The organism is Candidatus Methylacidithermus pantelleriae, from assembly GCF_905250085.1.
Classification (GTDB): domain Bacteria; phylum Verrucomicrobiota; class Verrucomicrobiia; order Methylacidiphilales; family Methylacidiphilaceae; genus Methylacidithermus; species Methylacidithermus pantelleriae.
Genome location: NZ_CAJNOB010000045.1, coordinates 59,556 through 79,811, shown reverse-complemented (window position 1 = coordinate 79,811; position 20,256 = coordinate 59,556). Strand labels below are relative to the sequence as shown.

General features: G+C 55.4%; 17 protein-coding genes. 7 read left to right on the top strand and 10 right to left on the bottom strand.

The window, feature by feature from the left end; genetic code table 11:
• The first annotated feature begins 293 nt into the window (after window positions 1-293).
• Window positions 294-1,649 (top strand): hemolysin family protein, encoded by a 1,356-nt coding sequence (locus tag KK925_RS08805; RefSeq protein WP_174582337.1) that lies wholly within the window; start codon window positions 294-296, stop codon window positions 1,647-1,649.
• 683 nt (window positions 1,650-2,332) lie between these two features.
• Here KK925_RS08805 and KK925_RS08800 read toward each other — a convergent pair.
• The 5 genes from KK925_RS08800 to KK925_RS08780 form a co-directional block, all read right to left on the bottom strand.
• Complete coding sequence (locus tag KK925_RS08800; RefSeq protein WP_174582336.1) at window positions 2,333-2,491, bottom strand: hypothetical protein; 159 nt, start codon at window positions 2,489-2,491, stop codon at window positions 2,333-2,335.
• A 67-nt stretch (window positions 2,492-2,558) separates the two neighbouring features.
• On the bottom strand, window positions 2,559-2,780 hold the full coding sequence (locus KK925_RS08795) for a hypothetical protein (RefSeq protein WP_174582335.1): 222 nt from the start codon (window positions 2,778-2,780) through the stop codon (window positions 2,559-2,561).
• A gap of 1,097 nt (window positions 2,781-3,877) precedes the next feature.
• Window positions 3,878-4,423: an O-acetyl-ADP-ribose deacetylase gene (locus KK925_RS08790; RefSeq protein WP_174582334.1), complete on the bottom strand. Its 546-nt coding sequence runs from the start codon at window positions 4,421-4,423 to the stop codon at window positions 3,878-3,880.
• 1,400 nt (window positions 4,424-5,823) lie between these two features.
• Window positions 5,824-7,029, bottom strand: coding sequence for a tyrosine--tRNA ligase (gene tyrS, locus KK925_RS08785; RefSeq protein ID WP_174582333.1), 1,206 nt, complete (start codon window positions 7,027-7,029; stop codon window positions 5,824-5,826).
• 118 nt (window positions 7,030-7,147) lie between these two features.
• Window positions 7,148-7,639 (bottom strand): RNA recognition motif domain-containing protein, encoded by a 492-nt coding sequence (locus tag KK925_RS08780; protein WP_214096445.1) that lies wholly within the window; start codon window positions 7,637-7,639, stop codon window positions 7,148-7,150.
• An 890-nt stretch (window positions 7,640-8,529) separates the two neighbouring features.
• On the opposite strand from KK925_RS08780, the gene KK925_RS08775 reads away from it, so the two are divergent.
• Window positions 8,530-8,787, top strand: a complete 258-nt coding sequence (locus KK925_RS08775) for a hypothetical protein (protein WP_174582332.1) — start codon at window positions 8,530-8,532, stop codon at window positions 8,785-8,787.
• A 223-nt stretch (window positions 8,788-9,010) separates the two neighbouring features.
• Here KK925_RS08775 and KK925_RS08770 read toward each other — a convergent pair whose 3' ends face one another.
• Window positions 9,011-9,496, bottom strand: a complete 486-nt coding sequence (locus tag KK925_RS08770) for an ApaG domain-containing protein (RefSeq protein WP_214096444.1) — start codon at window positions 9,494-9,496, stop codon at window positions 9,011-9,013.
• On the opposite strand from KK925_RS08770, the gene thiD reads away from it, so the two are divergent.
• Window positions 9,486-10,283 carry a bifunctional hydroxymethylpyrimidine kinase/phosphomethylpyrimidine kinase gene (thiD, locus tag KK925_RS08765; protein WP_214096443.1) on the top strand — a complete coding sequence of 266 codons (798 nt, stop codon included), beginning with the start codon at window positions 9,486-9,488 and terminating at the stop codon, window positions 10,281-10,283. The genes KK925_RS08770 and thiD overlap by 11 nt on opposite strands.
• Before the next feature lie 644 nt (window positions 10,284-10,927).
• On the opposite strand, the gene frr is transcribed toward thiD, so the two are convergent.
• The 4 genes from frr to KK925_RS08745 form a co-directional block, all read right to left on the bottom strand.
• Window positions 10,928-11,488 (bottom strand): ribosome recycling factor, encoded by a 561-nt coding sequence (frr, locus tag KK925_RS08760; protein WP_174582329.1) that lies wholly within the window; start codon window positions 11,486-11,488, stop codon window positions 10,928-10,930.
• Window positions 11,489-11,490: 2 nt separating this feature from the next.
• Window positions 11,491-12,285, bottom strand: a complete 795-nt coding sequence (gene pyrH / locus KK925_RS08755; RefSeq protein ID WP_174582328.1) for a UMP kinase — start codon at window positions 12,283-12,285, stop codon at window positions 11,491-11,493.
• A gap of 29 nt (window positions 12,286-12,314) precedes the next feature.
• Window positions 12,315-14,384: an excinuclease ABC subunit UvrB gene (gene uvrB / locus KK925_RS08750; protein WP_174582383.1), complete on the bottom strand. Its 2,070-nt coding sequence runs from the start codon at window positions 14,382-14,384 to the stop codon at window positions 12,315-12,317.
• 393 nt (window positions 14,385-14,777) lie between these two features.
• Complete coding sequence (locus tag KK925_RS08745; protein ID WP_174582327.1) at window positions 14,778-15,881, bottom strand: PA0069 family radical SAM protein; 1,104 nt, start codon at window positions 15,879-15,881, stop codon at window positions 14,778-14,780.
• A gap of 134 nt (window positions 15,882-16,015) precedes the next feature.
• Here KK925_RS08745 and KK925_RS08740 point away from each other — a divergent pair, with 134 nt between their 5' ends.
• From KK925_RS08740 to ribF, 4 genes are all read left to right on the top strand, one after another.
• Complete coding sequence (locus KK925_RS08740) at window positions 16,016-17,251, top strand: zinc metalloprotease (RefSeq protein WP_174582326.1); 1,236 nt, start codon at window positions 16,016-16,018, stop codon at window positions 17,249-17,251.
• Window positions 17,252-17,339: 88 nt separating this feature from the next.
• Window positions 17,340-18,323: a DHH family phosphoesterase gene (locus tag KK925_RS08735; RefSeq protein WP_214096442.1), complete on the top strand. Its 984-nt coding sequence runs from the start codon at window positions 17,340-17,342 to the stop codon at window positions 18,321-18,323.
• Window positions 18,324-18,386: 63 nt separating this feature from the next.
• Window positions 18,387-19,100, top strand: a complete 714-nt coding sequence (truB, locus tag KK925_RS08730; RefSeq protein ID WP_174582325.1) for a tRNA pseudouridine(55) synthase TruB — start codon at window positions 18,387-18,389, stop codon at window positions 19,098-19,100.
• A gap of 6 nt (window positions 19,101-19,106) precedes the next feature.
• Window positions 19,107-20,030, top strand: a complete 924-nt coding sequence (gene ribF, locus KK925_RS08725) for a riboflavin biosynthesis protein RibF (RefSeq protein WP_174582324.1) — start codon at window positions 19,107-19,109, stop codon at window positions 20,028-20,030.
• Window positions 20,031-20,256: the final 226 nt, after the last annotated feature.

Here is a 20,256-nt window from a genome sequence, read left to right as displayed (position 1 = left end):
AGCCAAGAAGCCACCCGGAAGCTGCCCTGCTCCTCGGGGCGATTGAAAGGATCCGAGAAAAGTTCACGTTAGTTGGACGAAAGTTTCTTGCTCAAAAAAATCAAGCGTGCCCGCCAGTGGAAGAACTTTTCGGTTGCGAAGCCTTCCCAAACTTCCTTCCCTCACTGAGCTACCCGCGAGTCGAGTGCTGTCAGCCGGCACGCCCTCTTAGTGTGCTGCCCTCCCAAGGGAGACCATAGTTTTGCCACTGGCCCAAAGCGCCCATCTTATAGTAGTAACCCACACAAACGGCCATGTCTTTTGACCGCTGTCTCACCGAATTTGCCAAGCTTTTCTTACTGGCATTCTTTATCTTCGCCAATGGTTTTTTTGTCGCGGCAGAATTTGCTCTGGTCAAGGTCCGGAGGACCCAGCTGAAACCCCTGGCCAATGCCGGCGATTGGCGAGCTCCCATTGCGCTCCACATCCTGCGCAACATCCAAGCCTACCTCTCGGCAACACAATTAGGAATTACCCTTTCAACGCTGGGGCTGGGTTGGCTGGGAGAGCCGTGGATAGCGCGTCAGTTGGAAAGGATCTTCTCCTGGGCAGGCTTGTCCCACTCGGGGTGGGCGGCTACCCTTGCGTATCCCTTGGCTTTTGGTTTGATTAGCCTTTTGCAAATCCTTTTAGGGGAGCTGGCTCCCCGTTCGCTTGCGCTCCAACGTCCCAAAGCGGTGGCCCTTTGGTCTAGCGCCCCGTTGACGATCTTTTTCTACCTTTTTTTCCCACTCGTCTGGCTTTTACACCAAGCCTCTCTCCGGATGCTGCGGTTAGCAGGGTTTAGCCTCTCAGTCCCCACGGAGGAACCGTTTACTCTGGAAGAACTTCAAGAGGTCCTGGCTCATGCCCCTCACATCCACCCCGCAGATGAGCTTATCCATAAAATCATGCTCAAGGCGTTACGCCTCAAACGGATTACCGCAGAACAAATCATGATTCCCAAAGATCAGGTGGTCGTTCTGTGGACCCACTTGTCGGTGGAAGAAAACCTGCGCATTGCGCAGCGTTGCGGGTTTAGCCGCTTCCCCGTGTGTGCCGATTCTAAGGATCGTGTCGTCGGGATCCTCCTCATCCAAGAGCTGCTGTGGCAATTTCTTGCGCTTGGCAGCCAAACCGACCTCAAGGCCCTTTTGCGTCCCGCTTTAACGTTTCTTCCACAAACCCAACTGCCGGTGATGTTGGAGCTTTTTCGATCCTCTCGCAACCATCTGGCGGTCGTAGTGGACACCGAGGATCGAATGGTAGGGATTGTCACCCTGGAGGATGTGTTGGAAGAACTCGTAGGAGACATTCGAGATGAGTTTGACATTGAGAAAGGACCGATTTTCGAACGCACCCAAGAAATGGTGCTCATCGATCCTGAAATGCCGCTCCGAGACCTTGCCCTTGAGACCGGGTGGCCCTTGCCAACCGAAACTCGACAAACTGTGGAAGAATGGTGTCTGGGGCTTTGGGGAAGACGTCCCGCAAAATGGGACAGTCTCACCGTCGATGGATTTCGGATCACCGTAGAAGATGCCTCTCCCCAGCGCTTGCGACGAGTTCGAATCGAGCGAGAGCAAAAGGGAAAACCCTCTTCCCAAGGCTTACCCCAAGTAGAGCCCTAAACGCCCATCCATTGGCAGACCAAAAAATCGAGAAACATTTCTTTGAGCCGTTCCTAAAACCATCGGCAACCATTCCCTGCCAGGGAAGATCGTCCGGGACGCGGCCGAACCGTGCTGCCAACGATTTGAGTGCCGGGATTCCGCTGGCAAAGCCCGGATAGCACCCAGACCCGCGTTTTTGGGGGACAAAGGCGCGGGAGGCAGTGGATCGCTTCCCACCGGGCATGCGTTTGCTTATGCCGCTTTGACTCTCCCCCGAACCTCCGCCAGAGAAGCGACCTACACGCTTCGTCCCATTGCTTGCGGATAGGGCGAAGGTCACATAACTGCCATTGCAAGTAGGCATGACTGTCTCCGGCAGGGATGGGCGTTCGGAGAAACCCAATCCTCTCGGGGAGAGGGCACGAGGCCGCGCCTTGGTAAGAAGTTGATGCTATGACGGCGCGCGTGGTTGACCGCACCGATCACACACGTGTAGGCCGGCTCGACTTCGATCCCCTTGATTCCGGCGGGAAAAAAGCCGACTTTCGAGCCATCGCGATCGCCTTAGCATAGGCGAAGGAAAAGAGCGAGCGAGCCCAAAGAAAATCCACCGACTCAAAGCTTGTTTCTTTGCGAAGATCCCATCGTTTGATCACAAGCGCCTTGCCCAATTCGGCGCAAGGGCACCCTCTTTGCACGCATCAGTAAAAAAGCTTTTTCGCCTGCTCCTCGCTCTTCCCCTCGAGATTACGTCCGATCCGGCGGATTCTCACAAGATCGCCAACGCGGTCCGTTTCCGCCAAGCCCAGATGGTCCTCGTTCGTGTCGATGCCGACCGCTCCAGCAAGGCGGCGTGTCACCCAAACGGGTCCGCACCTTGACACGCGGCAAACACCCGCCACCCCTTTTCTCTCGCACACGAAGCGATCAGTTTCCCGCAAATCCCTCCCGCTTCCGGACGAGTTTTCCCAACGTGATTGGCGCGGTCACGATCCCGCTGGCGGCAAGCGCCTGGAGAGTCCCCTCGTGGGCGTAGGCAAAGCGCCAAGGCGTACGCTCGTTAAAAAACCACGTATTGGCTTGGGCTCCCCCAACGCATCCGCCAGGCGCAACCGTAGAGAGAGCCGCAGGCCGCGCTCCGCCCGTCAATCCCTCTTCCCGTCCCCATGGTTGGCGTATCCGTTTTTTTCCAAGGAAAACTTTTTACGGAAAGAGGCGGCACGAACCGAGAGAGAGGCACACCCACTCGGGGACTCCTTTTTAGCCAAAAGCGCGTCAAGCTTCGTCCGCAGAATGGCCAGCCCCCACTTTTTCTCGTGCAAAACGTTCGCTCGCAACATCTTCTCCTCGAGCTTGCGGATCACCGTTTCGGCTCTTCCGGATCCATTTCTTAGCTTCCTCCATGAGGCTCGGGCCGCCTTTCACCCATCCCAGCGACCTTTCCTTTGAGCACGGACCCGGAGGGCATGGAACTCTGGGACGGCCAAGCTGAACCGCGGCGGGAAGAATCCCTTACGTTTCTTTAGCGAGACACGAACGCGCATCTGGCAGAAAAACTCCGCTCCACCCGCCCGTAGAGCGCCGCATAGGCGGTAAGCAACGCCCCCTGTTCGATCGTCACCCGGGAACGGCGTCGAGTAAGTCAGAAAAGGGAGCTTACTCATGCAATCGCTTCGAGCGCCTTCTTGGGCACGCTTTTGCGCGGATTTCTTCGCGTAAAGGGGGCACAATGTGACGATCTCCTCATACAGGTCGCGCACGATATCATCGGTCCTCTCATTCGGATCCACCGCCAGGATAGATCGACTCTGCGCAGTTCATACCGCTTTCCAGTACTCCAAACCCAAACACATCAGCCGGTTGCACCACTTGACCAGGATGGCGCCGACCTTGGGATAAGAGACCCGCCCAATGAACCCTCTCTGAGAACCTTCCATCCCAAAGCCGACTTCCTCGATGGCCTTGACAAGGCCGCGACGGTTTGCTTGAGAGCCAACTTCGGACAACCCAAGCTGATTGTCTCTCTTAATCCGCTTTCGGATCGGCGCTTGGACACCCGTGCGTAGAGGTCCACGCCGTTAGCCCACTCCGCCCCGCATGAACGATTGCCGTCCTAGTCGGCAACTCTTCTGCGGGAACCCGCAAACGCCCCTTTTTCAACCTCCAAGCCGTCTTGTAGCAAACGCTCCGCCGCTCGGCACCTACGTTCCATTCCGTTGGGATCTGCTCTCCTGCCAGGAACAGCCTTACGTGTCCCTATCGTTTTTCGCTCTTAGCAACCCTTCATCCTCCAAAGCTTTCTCATAAAAACCGCGCATTTCCTCATCAAAAGCCACAAGAAAGACTTTTTCGATCGTCGGATGCGCTTCCAGAAAACACCGGATCTCACGAACCGCAATCCGAGCAGCGCGATCCTTGGGAAATCGATAGGCACCTGTACTAATCGCAGGGAACGCGATCGAGCGCACCCCATGCTCTTCAGCTAGCTCGAGCGCCCGGCGATAACAGCTCGCCAAAAGCTCTTCTTCTCCCTGAGTCCCCCCGTGCCAAACGGGGCCAACCGCATGGATGACCCAACGGCAAGGGAGGCGATATCCCCGCGTGATCTTCGCCTCCCCAGTTGGACAACCCCCAAGCTTTCGGCATTCCTCCTTAAGTTCTGGGCCTGCAGCACGGTGAATCGCTCCGTCCACCCCGCCACCCCCCAAAAGGCTGGTATTGGCTGCATTAACAATAGCGTCCACCTGCATTTGCGTGATATCTCCTACAACCACCTCGATTCGATCCTTCATCGGCCACCCTCCACATTAGCTTTTTTTCGCTAAAAAAGTACCTGTAAAGCTTGGTTCATCCAAAAGACTCCCTTTTGGCTGTTCACCTAGAAAGGCCTGCATCCATGATCGCTTGACATGTTGGGAGTGCTGTCTCCGGTTCCCGTAGGGAACCGTCCCTCAAACCATGGACCATGTTCCCCTACCCGGGTAGATCCTTGCAGACACCAGCCGAAAAGCCCTGCCGGCGGTTCGCGTACCGAGGTTTCAGTGGCACGCCCAGGTAACGCCCATGCCCGCGCTTCTAAAGCGAGAGGTGCGGGAGGCAGTCAATTGCCTCCCGACCGAGCATACACCGCATGCGCTACTGCCGGGCTCCTCCCAACACTGACAACACCCACACATGGTTTGCCCCATTTCTTTGCAGGCAGGAGGAAAGTGAGGCTTGAGCCATCCATTGCGGGCCGACACGGCCTCTCCCGCACAGTCCGACGCTTAGGGATAGGCCCGAATCGCTAACTGGGCCGTCTGTATCCTCTTTTTTCCCTTTGGATGGAGGAGTTCTCAAACCTCCTTACCTAACGTCCACACTCGTGTCCCGCTTGGGGAAAGAGAAGCTCACAGACAGGATGTCACAGGGAAGGTATGTTTTTCTGGAAGAGCTTCACCGCTGCCCTAGCATCCTCTTCCGTGACATAGGGCAAAAGAGATCGACAAACAGTGAGAAGCAAACGACCACCTGTATTGGAGATCTGACGGTATACAACCGTGCAGAACGTTTCAGTCTAGCCAGAGACGGGTGCGTGCGTGAGTGCTCTTTCGGTCCGAAGCGTCTGCTTCCTAAACCGAATCCCATTTTCCGTTTTTTTTATGAAAAGCCAGTGCAGCAGGAACGCCAAGATGGGGAGATAAGTGCTCTCCAAAGAAAAAACATTTGATCGGCACGCTACACTTCTGGGGGCGAGTGTCCCTTCGAGGATCACTCACCCCCCAAAGAAGCGCTTCAGGGACAACAAACCCGAAGTTCTCCGTGCCCCTCACGCCTAACGCCTCATGTGAGGGAAGATTTCTCTCGGGTTTTCTTTAACCGCAGTCACACTTCTTACCCTTGTGAGCCGCACAGTTGTCCCCTGCTTCACACTTGGGACAGGTGCAAAGCTTTTTTGACTTTTTGGCAAGCTGTATTTCCGTCGCTGCATGGCCCGGGACCGAGGTCCCCACTAGCACAAGCATCGGAATTAGGCAGAGGATCCAACGTTTCATAGCTTCCGTCTCCTTTCAATAAGGGGTTCTTTTGATGCGGTCCTTGCCGAGGGAACGTCTTTGACCCCTTCTTTTTCCCTCTTTTGAGCCTACCCCCCTGGCTAGGCTCCGTATCTTTGTCTGCACAGTCTAACAGGCTTATCAAGCATATCATATGCCTACCCTCTGGGTAGGGTCCGTATCTTAGCAAAAAACCGCTTGCCACATCGTAGCCAAATCCCCTTCGAACAGTCCACAACCTTGTTTGGGTCCGAACATTTTTCCCCATCCAAACTCACCGCTCCCTGAGCTACCAGCCTTCTAGCCTCGCTAAGGCTGGAAGCCGCCCCAACGGTGTGAAGAAGTCGAACCAAAGGGATCTGGGGACTTTCCACGACCATTTCCGGAGCGTCCTCCGGAAACTCTCGGCGACTAAAAACACGCTCAAAACTTTCCCGAGCCTTTTGTGCCGCTTCAGGATCATGCACGCGCTCAATAATCCATTGGGCTAATCGTTTCTTGGCCTCCATGGGATGCACGCCCGGTTCCGGCTGGGTCCCTAGGAGCACCTGGTACCATCGAAGCATGAGCTCATCCGAAATGCTCATTACCTTCCCAAAGATTTCCTGAGGGCTTTCGGTAATCCCAATCGTGTTGCCGAACGATTTACTCATCTTCCGGGTTCCATCCAGCCCCTCGAGCAAAGAGACAGTCTGGACCACCTGGGGTTCTTGTCCCACTTGGGCCTGGAGTTCCCTCCCCAAAAGCAGATTGAAAAGCTGGTCGCTTCCTCCCAATTCCACATCCGCTTGGACCACCACCGAATCCCAAGCCTGCAACAAAGGATATACCAGCTCGTGGAGACCAATGGGTTCCCCGCGGTCGCGCCGTTCTTGAAACTCCCTGCGCTGCAAAAGACGAGTAGCCGTGACCCTTTTTTGTAGGGCAAGAAATTCTCCGGCACTCATCTTCTCAAACCAGGTTCCGTTCCACAAAACTTCCGTGCGATCTGGCCTCAGAATCCGGAACGCTTGTTCCTGATAGGTACGAGCGTTCGCCTGGATTTCTTCCAGCGCAAGTTCCGGACGTGTGCTGTTTCGACCCGTAGGGTCCCCGATCCGAGCGGTAAAATCACCGACGATTAGCACCACCACATGGCCTGCTTCTTGCCACTGGCGAAGCTTAAACAGAGGCACTGCATGACCGAGATGAATGTCAGCACTTGTGGGATCCACCCCAAACTTTACCCGGAGAGGGCGCCCTTTGCGAAGCTTGGCCTGAAGCTCCTCCAGGGTAATGACAGCCTCGCTACCCTGGATCAAACGGGCCAGGGAAAAATCCAAGTTCTCTCCAGCGGGATCACCTTGCTGGCGATTCGAGACCATAAAACGCGTGCGCGCTTCCCATCCGCGGGGCCGGCTTATAAGTCTTACACGCCTTCCGCCTAAAAGCTACGTGCCGTTGCCCCTGATTCCAAAACCTGCGAAATGCCAACGGCCATGCTTACGTTGCCTCTTTCCTTCTTGTCTCTCCCTTGGCCGCGCTAACCACCAGTTCCCGACCCATAAACTCCTTCCGATGCAGCTGCACGATCGCTTGCTTGGCAGTTTCCACATCCGCCATCTCTACAAACCCGAATCCCTTGGAGCGCGTTCCGCGCTTTTCCCGAATCAATTGAACGTTTCTCACCGGGCCCACCTGGGAGAACAGCTCAAAAAGATCGCTTTCTCCTGCCTCGTAGGAAAGATTCCCTACGTAGAGACGCGGCGTTGTGATTTCCTCAGCCCGAACCTCCGCGCTCGTTTCCGAGAGGGAGGGACGAGAAGGAGGAGCCGGTCGGCGCGTCACCTGCGCAGAACTATCCCGCCGAGGCGAACGCCGTAGTGCTTCCCGGCTTTTCTTTACCTCCTCGGGCTCGTTTACGTGGTCACTAGTTGGAGAAGGCTTTCCTTTTCCGAAGAGTCCTTGAACCAATCCAGCAATCTTTTGAACCAATCCTTTGGGCTTGTTCGCCGTTCCGCCCTTTGCCGGCGTTCGTGAAAAAGTTGCCTCCTTGGCTCGGCGATCTCTGCGTCGTGAAGAATTTTTGGAACGATTGCCACTCATTGCTCCCCCTTTCTTTACGTTCTTCGTTCGAAGACCGGGGCCAGTCCCCTTTGCTACGTGTCCCTGGTGACGCAAATCCCCTGGGACCCCGGGTAGAGCACGTCCCTGCCATCCGAGGCTGGGTCCTCGACCACTCACCCAGAGAATGGCCTAGGACAAGGCCGTGACGGACTTCCTGGAAGTTTTCTTGGGGCAGAACCTTCGCGGAAAGAACGAGCCCTCCCAGCGGGAGGCTCGGAACCCTTTGCACCACACTGTGCCAGCTCGGATGACCGGAAAGGCCGGCGTGAAAAAGAAACAAGGAGTTTTCTTTCTCCGGAGATCCCCCAAGGCTCACCCATAAAGGCCGCAGAAGGGCCCGATACGAGCCTTGAGCTTTACCTGCCCATTTCGCTTCCCACAACTTCGCTTGGAAGCATACCTCGACCATCGCCTTTGTTCTCTCGAAGCCTTTGTTTCCCTTCCCATAAATAGAAAAGGGAAAAAAGCTGGCTTCTTCCCGGGACGTCACCGTTTTTTTTTCCTTTGCGCCCCTTTTTACCTCTTGACAAATGTATCGGCTCCGAAGAGGCCACGCAATCTCAAGCTAGTGATTCCCAGCTAAGAGCTGGGTTTTCTCAGCATTCCTTTTGGCCACACGGTCTTTCGGAAAGGCGTTCAAAAAGAACCTCAAGCCCCCCTTCTTCCACGGTACTTTCGCACTGCTTTCTGGGGTTCCCCAAGGAAAAAGCGCTCAACTGCCGTGTTACTCCGTGCCCACCTCGAACTGCCGATTTTCCGTGATCTTTTCTGTACTCGCAGAGTTTGTCCTGACGGGCAAAACGTGCATGGCTTGTCTTCTGTCCCGGTCGGAACGGGCTTGGACACGCCTAGCAGCCTGCCCATCATCCAAAAAAAGGAATACGCCCGACTTGGGTCCCTACCTAACCCCGGCAAAAGAAGACGGGAAAAGGAACGAAGCCACAGGGAATCCCCGCGTTTCCCTGGGAAAAGCAGCCACTGCTTGGTCGGGTCTTCTTATCCGAAGAAGGTCTTAAAAAAAACTCCCTTCCTTCTGGGAGCCTTCATGTTTCCCCCAGCAGAAGAATGGTGGCTTTTGCGGGGAGGAAAACCCCAAAACATTGGACTCGCGATACCTCTGCGGCGGGTTTTGTTTCGCCAAGAAGAGGTTTTTTTACTTTTTCTTTCCTTTTGGCGTGCCCCCTGGGAGGGATAGCCTCTACGAGTTCCTAGGCTCTGGGTCTTCTCCGCTTTTCCTTGCTAGCCTTCCGCTTCCGCTGACTCCTCCTTGGCGTTCGAGGGCTCAATGAGCGGAGGTTCCAGCGCAAACCCTGGAATCCGCACCACGATCCATCTTCCCGATTCGTCGATGCCAAAATAGGAGCCTTCCACCCATGCACGGCCACCTACTAGATGGTAGCTATGGTAATGGAACCGATCTCCAGGTCGCAAGCGGGGACGCTCGCCAACGATCCCGTCCCCTTCAATCACGGTTTTTTTCCCCAGAGGACTTGTAAGAACCCACTTCCTGCCTTGGAGAGTAACCGTATGCGGGCTATCATTGGCAATGGTGATGTAGTAGACAAAGGCGTGGCGCTTGTGCGGACCTCCCCAAAGAAAGGGACTATAATCGAGATGGTCCAAGGTTGCCCGAAGTCCAGGAAGCTCAATCCCCCGAATCATGGCACCGAGAGTATCCTTTTTTTCCACCACTGTGAGCCTACCCCGAACCTCTTTGCCTGGCAAGAACCCTGTCTGGGCCCTGGTAATCGCCGGTTCGGATTGTAGTGGTGGCGCCGGACTCCAGGCCGATGTAAAGACTTTCTCCGCCTTCCGGGTCATGGCTGCGACAGTACTGACCAGCGTCGTAGCAGAACGACCCGGGAAAATCTCCGCCATCTGGCCTTTACCTCAGTCGATGATCCGCGAGCAATTCCAATGCATCCGGGAAACCATTGCACCGGTGTCGGCCAAGGTGGGCATGCTCTATCGGGGCGAGACGATCGAAGCGGTCGCCAACGAGCTGCAATCCTTCAAGCCCCTTCCCCGGCTTGTGGTGGATCCCTTGATCCGGTCTTCCAGCGGGGAAGCTCTCCTCCAGAAAGACGCGTTATTTTCCCTCAAGGATAAGCTCATCCCCATGGCTACGGTTTTTACGCCCAATCTTTATGAGGCGATGGTTTTACTTGAAAAAGAGATTACCGGGCCTGAAGAAGCTGCCGAAGCAAGCCAAGAACTGGCACGAAAGTTTGGAGCCCCAGTCCTTATCAAGGGGGGGCACATTAAGGGATCATGGGCTATTGACTTCTTTAGTGACGGAAACAAGGTGGAAGAGCTAGAGGCTCCGCGTATCGAAAATGCCGATCCTCACGGAACTGGGTGCGCGCTTTCAAGCGCCATTGCAGCAGGTTTGGCTCTCGGACTAGGCCTTCGAGAGGCGATCTTTTTGGCCAAGCTTTTTGTCACCCAGGCAATAGCCAAAAGTTTTCCGGCAATCCACGGCCAGTTTTTGGATCTTTTCCCTTTAATATAAGAAAGAAACGAAGAAAAAAATAGGCACAAGGCACTAGCTCATCCTTTGGGAAAGCAGCAGGGTGCAAGGAGGCTTTCGAATTTCCCTCCCTTTCTGGAGCAAAGACACGCGCCCGCGCATATGGGCAGATTGGGATCGTGGGAGGATCAAAAGGGAAAAACCTCCCCCCAAAGACAAAAGAGCAGATTCACTACCCGTTCCGCGGTGGGTGAAGTACCACAAAAGCCTCTGGCTGGTTCCGCCTACCGGTGCGGCACACAAAGGGCCTCTGGACTAAGCGACAACGGGGCCCAGGAAAGACATACTTGGTTGGAAGCTAACGCTTGATCCCATCCATTTCTTTCTTTGAGAAGGGTCTGGAACCGGACCGGCCATTATGACCCACGCCCCCAAAGGGACTTCTGCAAAGGAGCTTGTTTGAAGCCTATCCGCACCCTCGCTTCCCTTCCTTGGGTTTTTTGACCTTTGTAGTGGAAACTTAAGGAGTTAGAGAAAAGTGTCTCGGGTCGATGTGTAAATAGGTTGTCGGCCGCTTGGCCCACGCACTCAAACCTCATGCGGATAGACTTGCCCATACACAGCCTTATGTCTCCCGATATTTCTAGCTATGGGCAACCGATTGGAAAGCTTACCAACCAGAAACGCTACACGGTCAAAAGTTCCCGTTCCTTTTTTTCCAGGAGCCGTTCCATCTCTTCCATGAACCGGTCAACCAGTTTCTGGATTTCCTTCTCTGCGTGACGCAAATCGTCTTCCGACCATTCTCCTTCCCGTTCAAGCTTTCGGGCCGTTTCCAGGGCATACCTTCGGATTCCGCGCAGTGCCACCCTACCCTCTTCGGCCAGACGGCGGACCGAGCGCACCAATTCTTGACGTCTCTCTTCGGACAGGGGAGGAATCGGAACCCGGATGGATTTTCCCTCGACTACCGGGTTTACCCCTAACTTGGACTCTTCCAGTGCTTTGCGGACCGAATCGACCAGGGTAAGATCCCAGGGTTGGATGACGATCAAATGAGGATCCGGAGTAGTGATGGCCGCAATATCCCTCAGACGCATGTGAGTCCCGTACGCCTCGACCATGAGGTGAGTTACCAGTTCCGGAGACGCCCGCCCCGTCCGAATCGTCGCAAACTCCTGGCGACTATGCTCTAAGGCTTTCTCCATTCGTTCTTCGGTTTCCAGAAGAATTTCTTCGAGGGTCATGACTAGCTCCCAGGCACGGCTGTTGACTCGCGGTCGCTTCTTGCCGCGACAGGCTCTCCCTCACCGTCCCAGACAAGGGTGCCGACCGGTTTGCCTTGGACCACGGCCAAAAGGTTTTCTTCTTGGAAAGCATTAAACACAATAATGGGAATCCGGTTATCCATGCAAAGCGAGAAGGCCGTCGAATCCATAATGGTTAAACGATTCCGCAGGGCGTCCAGATAGCTGACACGCTCGTAGCGCTGGGCCTTTGGATTGAGGGTGGGATCGCTATCGTAGATTCCATCCACCTTCGTTGCCTTCAGGATGACTTCGGCGCCGATTTCGCTTGCCCGCAGCGCTGCCGTCGTATCGGTAGAAAAAAATGGGTTTCCGGTGCCGGCGACAAAGATGACGACCCTTCCTTTTTCCAGGTGTCGGATGGCGCGTCGCCGGATGAACGGTTCTGCAACGCTTCGGACTTCGATGGCGGTCTGGACTCGCGTTTGAACACCAATTTTTTCCAGCCGGTCCTGCAGAGCCAATCCGTTGATGATCGTGGCCAGCATTCCCATGTAGTCGGCGGTGGCTCGGTCCATTCCGGCGCGAGCGGCAGTGGTTCCACGCCAAAAGTTCCCCCCTCCGATCACGATGGCGATTTGAATCCCCAGCGCGTGGACGCGGGCAATTTGCCTTGCTATCTTAATAGTAAGATCAAGGTCCAGGGCCTCCCGCTCGCTCGCCAATACCTCCCCACTAAGCTTTAACAAAATCCTCCGATACACCGGCCGAAGAAATGTGCCCGACGACTCCACCATGGACGACTCTCTTCGATTCCCATCCTATGTCAAGACCGGCTCCCCACCTTCCGGTTCCCAACGCGTCTTCCCTTACCCGTGAGTCCCTTCCACGCCCCGGAAGCACGCATGCCCCGCACCGGAGGTAACCCTAAACGCTTCCGCACCTCCTGTACTTGATCCCTCAAAAGGGCCGCTTTCTCATACTCCAACCGAGAAGCAGCCTCCATCATCTCTTGTTCAAGTTCTCGTAAAACCTCTGCCAAATCCAGATCCTGCCAGCGCTCCTCACCCAAGCCCTTTTTCTTATCCCAGCCAACGGCACTGGCGACCACACGCAGACTTTCTTGTTCCCTTCGACTTACGCTTTGCGGTCTAATCCCATGGGCCTCATTGTAGGCTAGCTGTTGCGCTCGACGCCAACGGGTGATCTCTAAAAACTTCCGGATCGATTCCGTAACTTCATCCGCATAGAGAATCACCATCCCTTCCAGATGTCGAGCTGCCCGACCTGCAATCTGAACAAGCGACCTTTCCGAACGAAGATACCCCTCCTTATCCGCATCCAAAATCGCTACCAGGGATACCTCCGGCAAATCTAACCCCTCCCTCAAAAGATTAATGCCCACCAAAACATCAAAGTCTCCTGCACGCAATCCCCGCAAAATTTCCACGCGCTCAATAGCATCCAATTCTGCATGCAAATACCGCACCCGGATCCCAAGCTCTCTCAAATAATCGGCCAAATCCTCCGCCGTGCGCTTGGTTAAAGTCAGCACAAGTGCTCGCTGGCCTTTGGCAACCCGTTCCCTCAAGCGCGCTACCAGATCGTCAATCTGGTTTTTCAAGGGTCGAACCTCCACAACCGGATCCAACAGTCCAGTTGGACGCACGATCTGCTCGATGACTTGCCCTCCAACCTTGCCTAGCTCATAATCCCCCGGAGTGGCCGAAACATAGAGAACCTGCCCTACCAGCTCTTCGAACTCCCGAAAATTGAGCGGCCGGTTGTCCAACGCCGAAGGGAGCCGAAACCCATGCTCGACCAAAACCAGCTTGCGCGAACGGTCTCCCTCGTACATTCCCCCCAATTGCGGGATCGTCACATGGGATTCATCAATCACCGTAAGAAAATCCTTGGGGAAAAAATCCAAAAGACAATACGGCCGAGAACCCGGCGCCCGCCCGCTCAGATGCCGAGAGTAGTTCTCGATTCCATTGCAGTAGCCCACCTCCTGCATCATTTCCAAATCATAGGTCGTCCGGAGCCGAAGCCGTTGCGCTTCCAGTAGCTTGCCCTGCCGCTCAAGCTCTGCCACTCTTTCTTCCAGTTCCTCACGGATGGCAGCAAGCGCCCGTTTCATTTTTTCCTCAGGGGTGACATAATGACGGGCAGGGAAAATGACCTCCTGGTCACACGGCTCTATCCTCCGCCCCGTCAGAGGATCAAACCGACAGATGCGCTCGATCTCATCTCCCCATAACTCAACCCGAATCCCGTATTCCGCCGAGCCCGGGCACAGCTCAATCACATCGCCACGTACTCGAAACCGGCCCGGGGCAAGCTCAACCTCATTCCGCTCATACTGCATCTGAACCAAACGCTCGAGGATCTCTTCCCGGGGAAAAAGACTTTTTACGCGAAAAACACACACCATGTTGGCGTAGTCTTCCGGAGACCCCAACCCATAGATGCACGACACACTGGCCACCACAATGACATCCCGCCGGGTCAAAAGAGCTGTGGTCGTCGAAAGTCGCAACCGTTCAATCTCCTCATTAATGCTCGAATCCTTCTCGATGTAGGTGTCCGTACTAGGGATGTACGCCTCCGGCTGGTAATAATCAAAGTACGATACAAAATATTCCACGGCGTTTTTGGGAAAGAACTGCTTAAATTCGCTGTACAGCTGGGCCGCCAGGGTCTTGTTGTGAGAAATCACCAGGGTTGGGCGGTTGAGCCGAGCGATCACGTTGGCGACCGTGTACGTCTTGCCGGAACCCGTCACCCCCAAAAGGACCGTGTGCTTTTCTCCGCGCACCAACCGCTCTGTGATTGCCTCAATCGCTTTGGGTTGATCCCCTCTGGGTGGATAGGGGGCATGAAGCTCAAAATCCATGGATACAATGTGGCTGTCGAAAAACGGTCTGGCTAGTCCTTCCAACCGTAACCTCGCCAAGCTGCTCCGGTTAGGCAAAGCGCTTGGGCTTACGCGAAACGGTCAAAACCTTGACTTTCCTTTTTCCCTCCTAGCTACTCCCACCACCTGGAAAAGCTCAACCTCGTAGTTTCCTCCTTTCGCGAAACACCCTGGTCAAAGGCAACCGTCGGCCCCGGTCCTTGGCTAACAAACCCTTCCTTTTCTATCGGGAAAAAAACCCGCCAGGCCAAACGACCGCGAAGGATTTTCTCCCCTTTTCAGGGAATTCCCGGTACCGCGCCATTCGCTCCCCCGCCGACCATTGCCACCGGAGCTCTTCTCCAAAAAGGCTAAGCGCTCCAGCCTATCCGCTCAGAGTTCCTCACGGGCAAGAGGACGCCTGGCTTCCGCCCAATCCCACTCCAGTTGCTCCCCCTCGCAATTTCCCAGCGCTGGCCGGCGGAAAGCTTCTCCCGAAAGCTCAAACCCTTCTTCGGTCAAACCGGCTTTACTGGCCAAAACGCTAAAAAGCTTTCCAAAAAGATCCGCCACCGGGCCTTCTCCGTAGAGCCGGACTCCAAACTCAGAAGAATTCACCTGGCCATTCCGACAGGAAGCAACGGTCAGAAGAATCCGATCCTCGGACTGCGCCATATGGGTCTTTAACCACGACACAAAAAGTTCCCTGACTTTGCCAGGAAGCCGGAGGAGGGTGTAACCGGCTCGGCACGCTCCGGCCTCTCGAGCTTTTCCCAAAAGCTCGCGCAGCCCGAAGGTCGTGAGGCCCGGAATGACGGGAGCCACCAGAACCCCCACCGGGATGGAGGCCGCACTCAAAGCTTGGATCGCTTCCAACCGGGCCTTGGGAAGCGAGGCTCGAGGTTCCAGACGCGAGGCGAGTTTTGCGTCCAGAGTTGTAAGCGAAATCCAAACGCCCACCGCCTTATGCCGAGCTAATTCCCTCAAAAGGTCTGTATCCCGCGTAATTAACCGGCTTTTGGTGACCACAACGACGGGATGTCGGGTTTCGGCCAGGACCTCCAGGCATCTCCGTGTTACCCGGAGTCGACTCTCTACGGGCTGGTAGGGATCGGTGACCCCGCTTAAGACAATGGGATCGGGTCTCCACCGCGGGCTAGCCAGCGCCCGGCGCAATAGCTCAGGGGCCTCCCGCTTAACAAAGATCTTCGTTTCGAAGTCAAGCCCGCACGATAGACCAAGATACTCGTGCGTCGGGCGGGCATAACAGTACACACAACCATGTTCACAACCCCGGTAGGGGTTAAGACTTACCCGAAACGTTAGATCAGGGCTATGGTTGTAGGAAAAAAGGGAAACGGCACCCAGCCAATGAATCCGCGTTTTGGGGAGAGTGGGACCGTCCGGAGTCTCGCCAGGATCTTCCTGCGGCCAATAGGAAGCAAACTTGGGGGAAGGGTTCTCACAAGCTCCTCTTGCCTTTCGTGGCCGGCCCATGTACCATTCCTTCTCTACGAACACTCCCAGGCTCGTCAAGCTCCTCCTGTGTGACAAAGCAAATAGCCCCTTTCCCGCACACCCCGGCGGTCATTGCGTACAATCTAGCCCTGGGTCCCATAGAGAACCTTTGAATGAATACCCTCTGGATCGTTTTCGTTCTCTTTTGTGCTGGCTATGCATGGATCGGCTACGTGCTGGCCTTCCCTAAGAAGGAGAGGAACGAGCGGGAGGATGACGTTCCAGCGCTTTCCTGGGAAACGGAAGGACCCATCATCGAAAAGGCTCTTGAGGGAGTTATTCACACCCGGTGGCAGGGAGAGGGGCCACAGGGAACGCTGGAGCTTGTTGGATCCCTCACGGGAATCGCTGCATCCGAGGCCTTCGATACCGTCCGGAAGCGACTGGCCGATACCCAGATTGACGTATACTTTCTCGGAGAGGAAGAAGCTCAAGTCCGGCTCACGTTCCAGCGCTCTCACCCACCCCAACCTCCATCCCCCAAGCTCCTCCCCTCCATTCTGTTTTTCCTTACGCTGGCAACGACGGCCTGGGCCGGAGGTTTTCACCATGGCATCACCCTCCCTTTGGAACCCTCCAAGGCCCTGCTGGCCTTTCAGGGGGCTTGGCCCATTTGGGCGACGCTTTTGGCTCAAGACGTTACCCGCTATGCCATCGCCTTCCTCCACGGAATCCGCCTGGGTCCCCCGTACTGGTTGCCAGCCCCTTTGGCTTTGGGAACCTTCGGCTCCGTGCTGCCGGTTCGACACAGCGGCGTGGAGCGCCGCGGGCTGTACGATTCCGCAGCCTTCGGTGTCATCGCAGGATTGGCCGTGGCACTTCCCTGCCTCTGGTTCGGCCTGAAAAACTCAAGTTTTGTTTCCGGTTCCCCCCTGCCCTTTGCACCAGGAGTTCCTCTCCGATCCTCAGTGTTTTTTTGGGTATTTTCGCAATTGGCACACGGGGATAAGGTAACCCTCGAGCAGCGGGCTGTGCTGGACCCGTTGGCTTTTGGGGGATGGGTGGGGCTTCTTGTAACCACGCTCAACCTTTTGCCCGTTTCCGGGCTAAATGGAGGATGGCTCGCCCATGCACTCTGGGGCATTCGTGCTCTGCGGAGGATTAGCCTAAGCACCGTCCTTTTCCTTTTCCTTTTCTGCCTCTTTTTTTGGCCCGCCCTCTTGAGTTGGGTCCTCTTCCTTTCCCTGCTGCATCTTGGACCTTGCCGACCCGTACAAAATGAGCTCGCTTCCCCCGGTTGGCTTCGCACGCTTCTCGGATATCTTCTTTGGGCGTTGGCCGGACTGGTCCTACTTCCGGTGCCTCCTTCCTGGAAGGATCTTTGGACCCTCCACGGACCCTATCTTTAGAACTCGTTAGAAAAAATTCCCCTTTTTCCGAGCCCGTCTTGCCCAGAGCAAGCAATTCCCCTTTTCAAAGAAAACCCTTACCAGTAGCTTGGCACCGATACTTTTTATGAACGAATCCTGGGACGAGATTGGCCAGCTTTTCAAAAACGCACGTTCTATCGTCATCCTCTCCCACGTACGCCCCGACGGAGATGCCTACGGAAGCAGCCTTGGGTTGGCTTGGACCTTGCGTGCCCTAGGGAAAGAAGTTTTGGTCTGTAACGAGGACGGGATGGCCAGAAGCTACCGGTTTCTACCCGGATCGGAAGAAGTCGTTTCCACCCCTAAGACCGCCCCTCAAGGATGTGATATCGTGATTGCCGTGGACACCTCAACCCAAGAACGCCTCGGCCCGACGTTCGCTCTTTGGAATCGGAAGGTGGACATCAACTTGGATCACCACGCAAGCAATACCTGCTACGGAACCTGGAACCTCATTGACCCATTAGCACCGGCTAGCGCGCTCGTCTGCTACAAACTTCTCCAAGCCCTCGGCTGGACCTGTCCAAAGGAAGCTGCCAGTTGCTTCTATGTGGGGCTTTTGACCGACACCAACGCGTTTCGATTCTGCCCCCTTTCACCAGACGTCTTCCGTATGGCCGCCGAGCTTGTGGAACAAGGCGCCGATCCTCTTTCGCTGTCGGAAGGAGCCTACCGGAACTACTCCATTGGCCAGTTCCATCTCCTCCGTGAGATCCTTGCCCAGACGGTCTTCGCATGGGAAAATCGGGTCGCCTACTACCGCCTCACACCGGCTCTCCTGAAACAAACCGGGGCCGAGAACACGGAAGTAGAAAATTTTCTCACCTATCTTCAGAAAGTATCGACCGTTCAGGTCGCCTTCATGTTAGAAGAGCTCGAGCCTAACCTCACCCGTGTCAGCCTGCGCTCCCGGGCTCCTATCGACGTCTGCCAGATTGCCCAGCGGTTTGGTGGAGGCGGTCACCCCCGCGCCAGCGGGATCCGCGCCCGCATCCCAATGGCCGAGATGGAAAAGCTTCTTTTGGAAGAAATCCGGCAGGTGCTCCAATAGTTTGGCGATCGCCGCATACAAGATCACGTCATGCCGCGCGACAAGCTAGCTTCTGAGAAAAGCATGGAAATCGATGGTGTTCTCCTCATCAACAAGCCCAAAGGATACACGTCGCATGATATGGTAGCCTTCATCCGGCGAAAATTTCACGTAAAAAAGGTCGGTCACTGCGGCACGCTCGATCCGATTGCTACGGGACTTCTCATCCTGGTCTTGGGAAAGGCTACCAAAATCCAGGATCTTCTCATGTCCGAAGACAAAGTCTACCGAGGACGCATGCGACTTGGCCAAATCACAGACACCCAAGATGCCGATGGAGTCATCCTGGAGGAGCGACCAGTCCCGCAGTATTCGGATGCCGAAATCCAAGAAGCCTTTGAGCGGTTCACGGGAGATTTCTACCAGACACCACCTATGATTTCAGCCGTAAAGTATAAAGGAATTCCCTTGTACAAACTGGCCCGTGCGGGAAAAAACGTAGAACGTAAACCCCGGATCGTTCACTTGTATTATTACAAGATTCTCGGAAGAGATTCTCAACATATTGACTTTGAGATCGGCTGCAGCAAGGGGTTCTACGTGCGCACGTATTGCCATGATATCGGCCTTGCTTTGGGATGCGGGGCGCATCTTGTGGAGCTAACACGTTTGCGCTCGGGCAATTTTACTCTCGATCAAGCAATCTCTTGGGAAACGTTGCAAGCTCTCGATAGCCCATCCCAACTGCTCCAACATGTTCTCCCCCTCCCTGAAGTCTCCCGGCTCCGCCGCCGGTAAATCTTCATGCCAAGGTACAAACTGAAAGAACTCTCGCCGCACCCCAACATCCGCAGCCTGACCCTTGGGGTATTTGATGGCGTGCACCTGGGCCATCAGGCCGTTCTGTGCAAGACCCGATCCCTAGCATCCGATCCAGCCCAGGCAGCCGTCATCACTTTCGAACCTCATCCTTTGGCGGTGATTGACCCACCCAAGGCCCCTCCGCGCCTCACCACCGAGGACCAAAAGATCACGTTGATTCGAAAACTGGGAATCCCCAACGTTTGGGTAATCCTTTTTGATTCTGAGCTTCGGGAAACCTCCCCTCTCACCTTTATGGAAGAACTGCACCGTATTTTCCCCAACCTTTCCTTTCTTGTGGTAGGACCCGACTGGCGTTTTGGAAAAGGAGCGGAAGGCAATATGGCTTTTTTATTAGAATTCTCTAAACGTTACAGGTTCTGCGTCTGCCCTGTGGAGCCAGTCCATTGCGAGGGGGCACCCATCAATAGCACCCGCATTCGCCAGGCGATTGCCGAACGCGATTTTGGCCTGGCAGAAAGGCTCCTAGGGCGGCCTTACTTCATCGAAGGGGTTGTGGTCCCTGGAGCCCACAGGGGAACACTTTTGGGCATCCATACGGCCAACCTCACAGAGATCCAACAACTCACCCCTCCTCCTGGCGTGTACGCATGCTTGGTCCGCCTCCCGGACGGTTCCCAATGGCGGGCGGTGGCAAACTACGGAAGACGCCCTACCTTTGAAAGGGAGGGCAAACCCTTGTGGGAGGTCCATCTCATTGGCTTTGAAGGGAACCTTTACGGCAAGCGCGTACAAGTGGGCGATTTCCGTTTCCTGAGAGAAGAAAGGGCTTTCAGCTCAGCCGAAGAACTGGTGCAAGCGATCCGGGAGGACATCAAACGAGCTTGCCAAGGGAATCAATCGTAAGTTGCACCGGGGTACCTGGCACGTAAATCACCCACGACTGAATTCGTAGGCCCTACTAATAGGGCGCAAACATGGCTGCCCCTCTCCCGACGCCCCCGACCTCACGGGGCGTTTCCTGCCACCCTAGGGCAAGACGCGGTCTCACCTATCCGGGCAATCTTCCGAATCGTGTTCACGTCGCTGTGCGCCGGGAGGCGGCAGTGAGGACACTCAAAAACGATGCCCC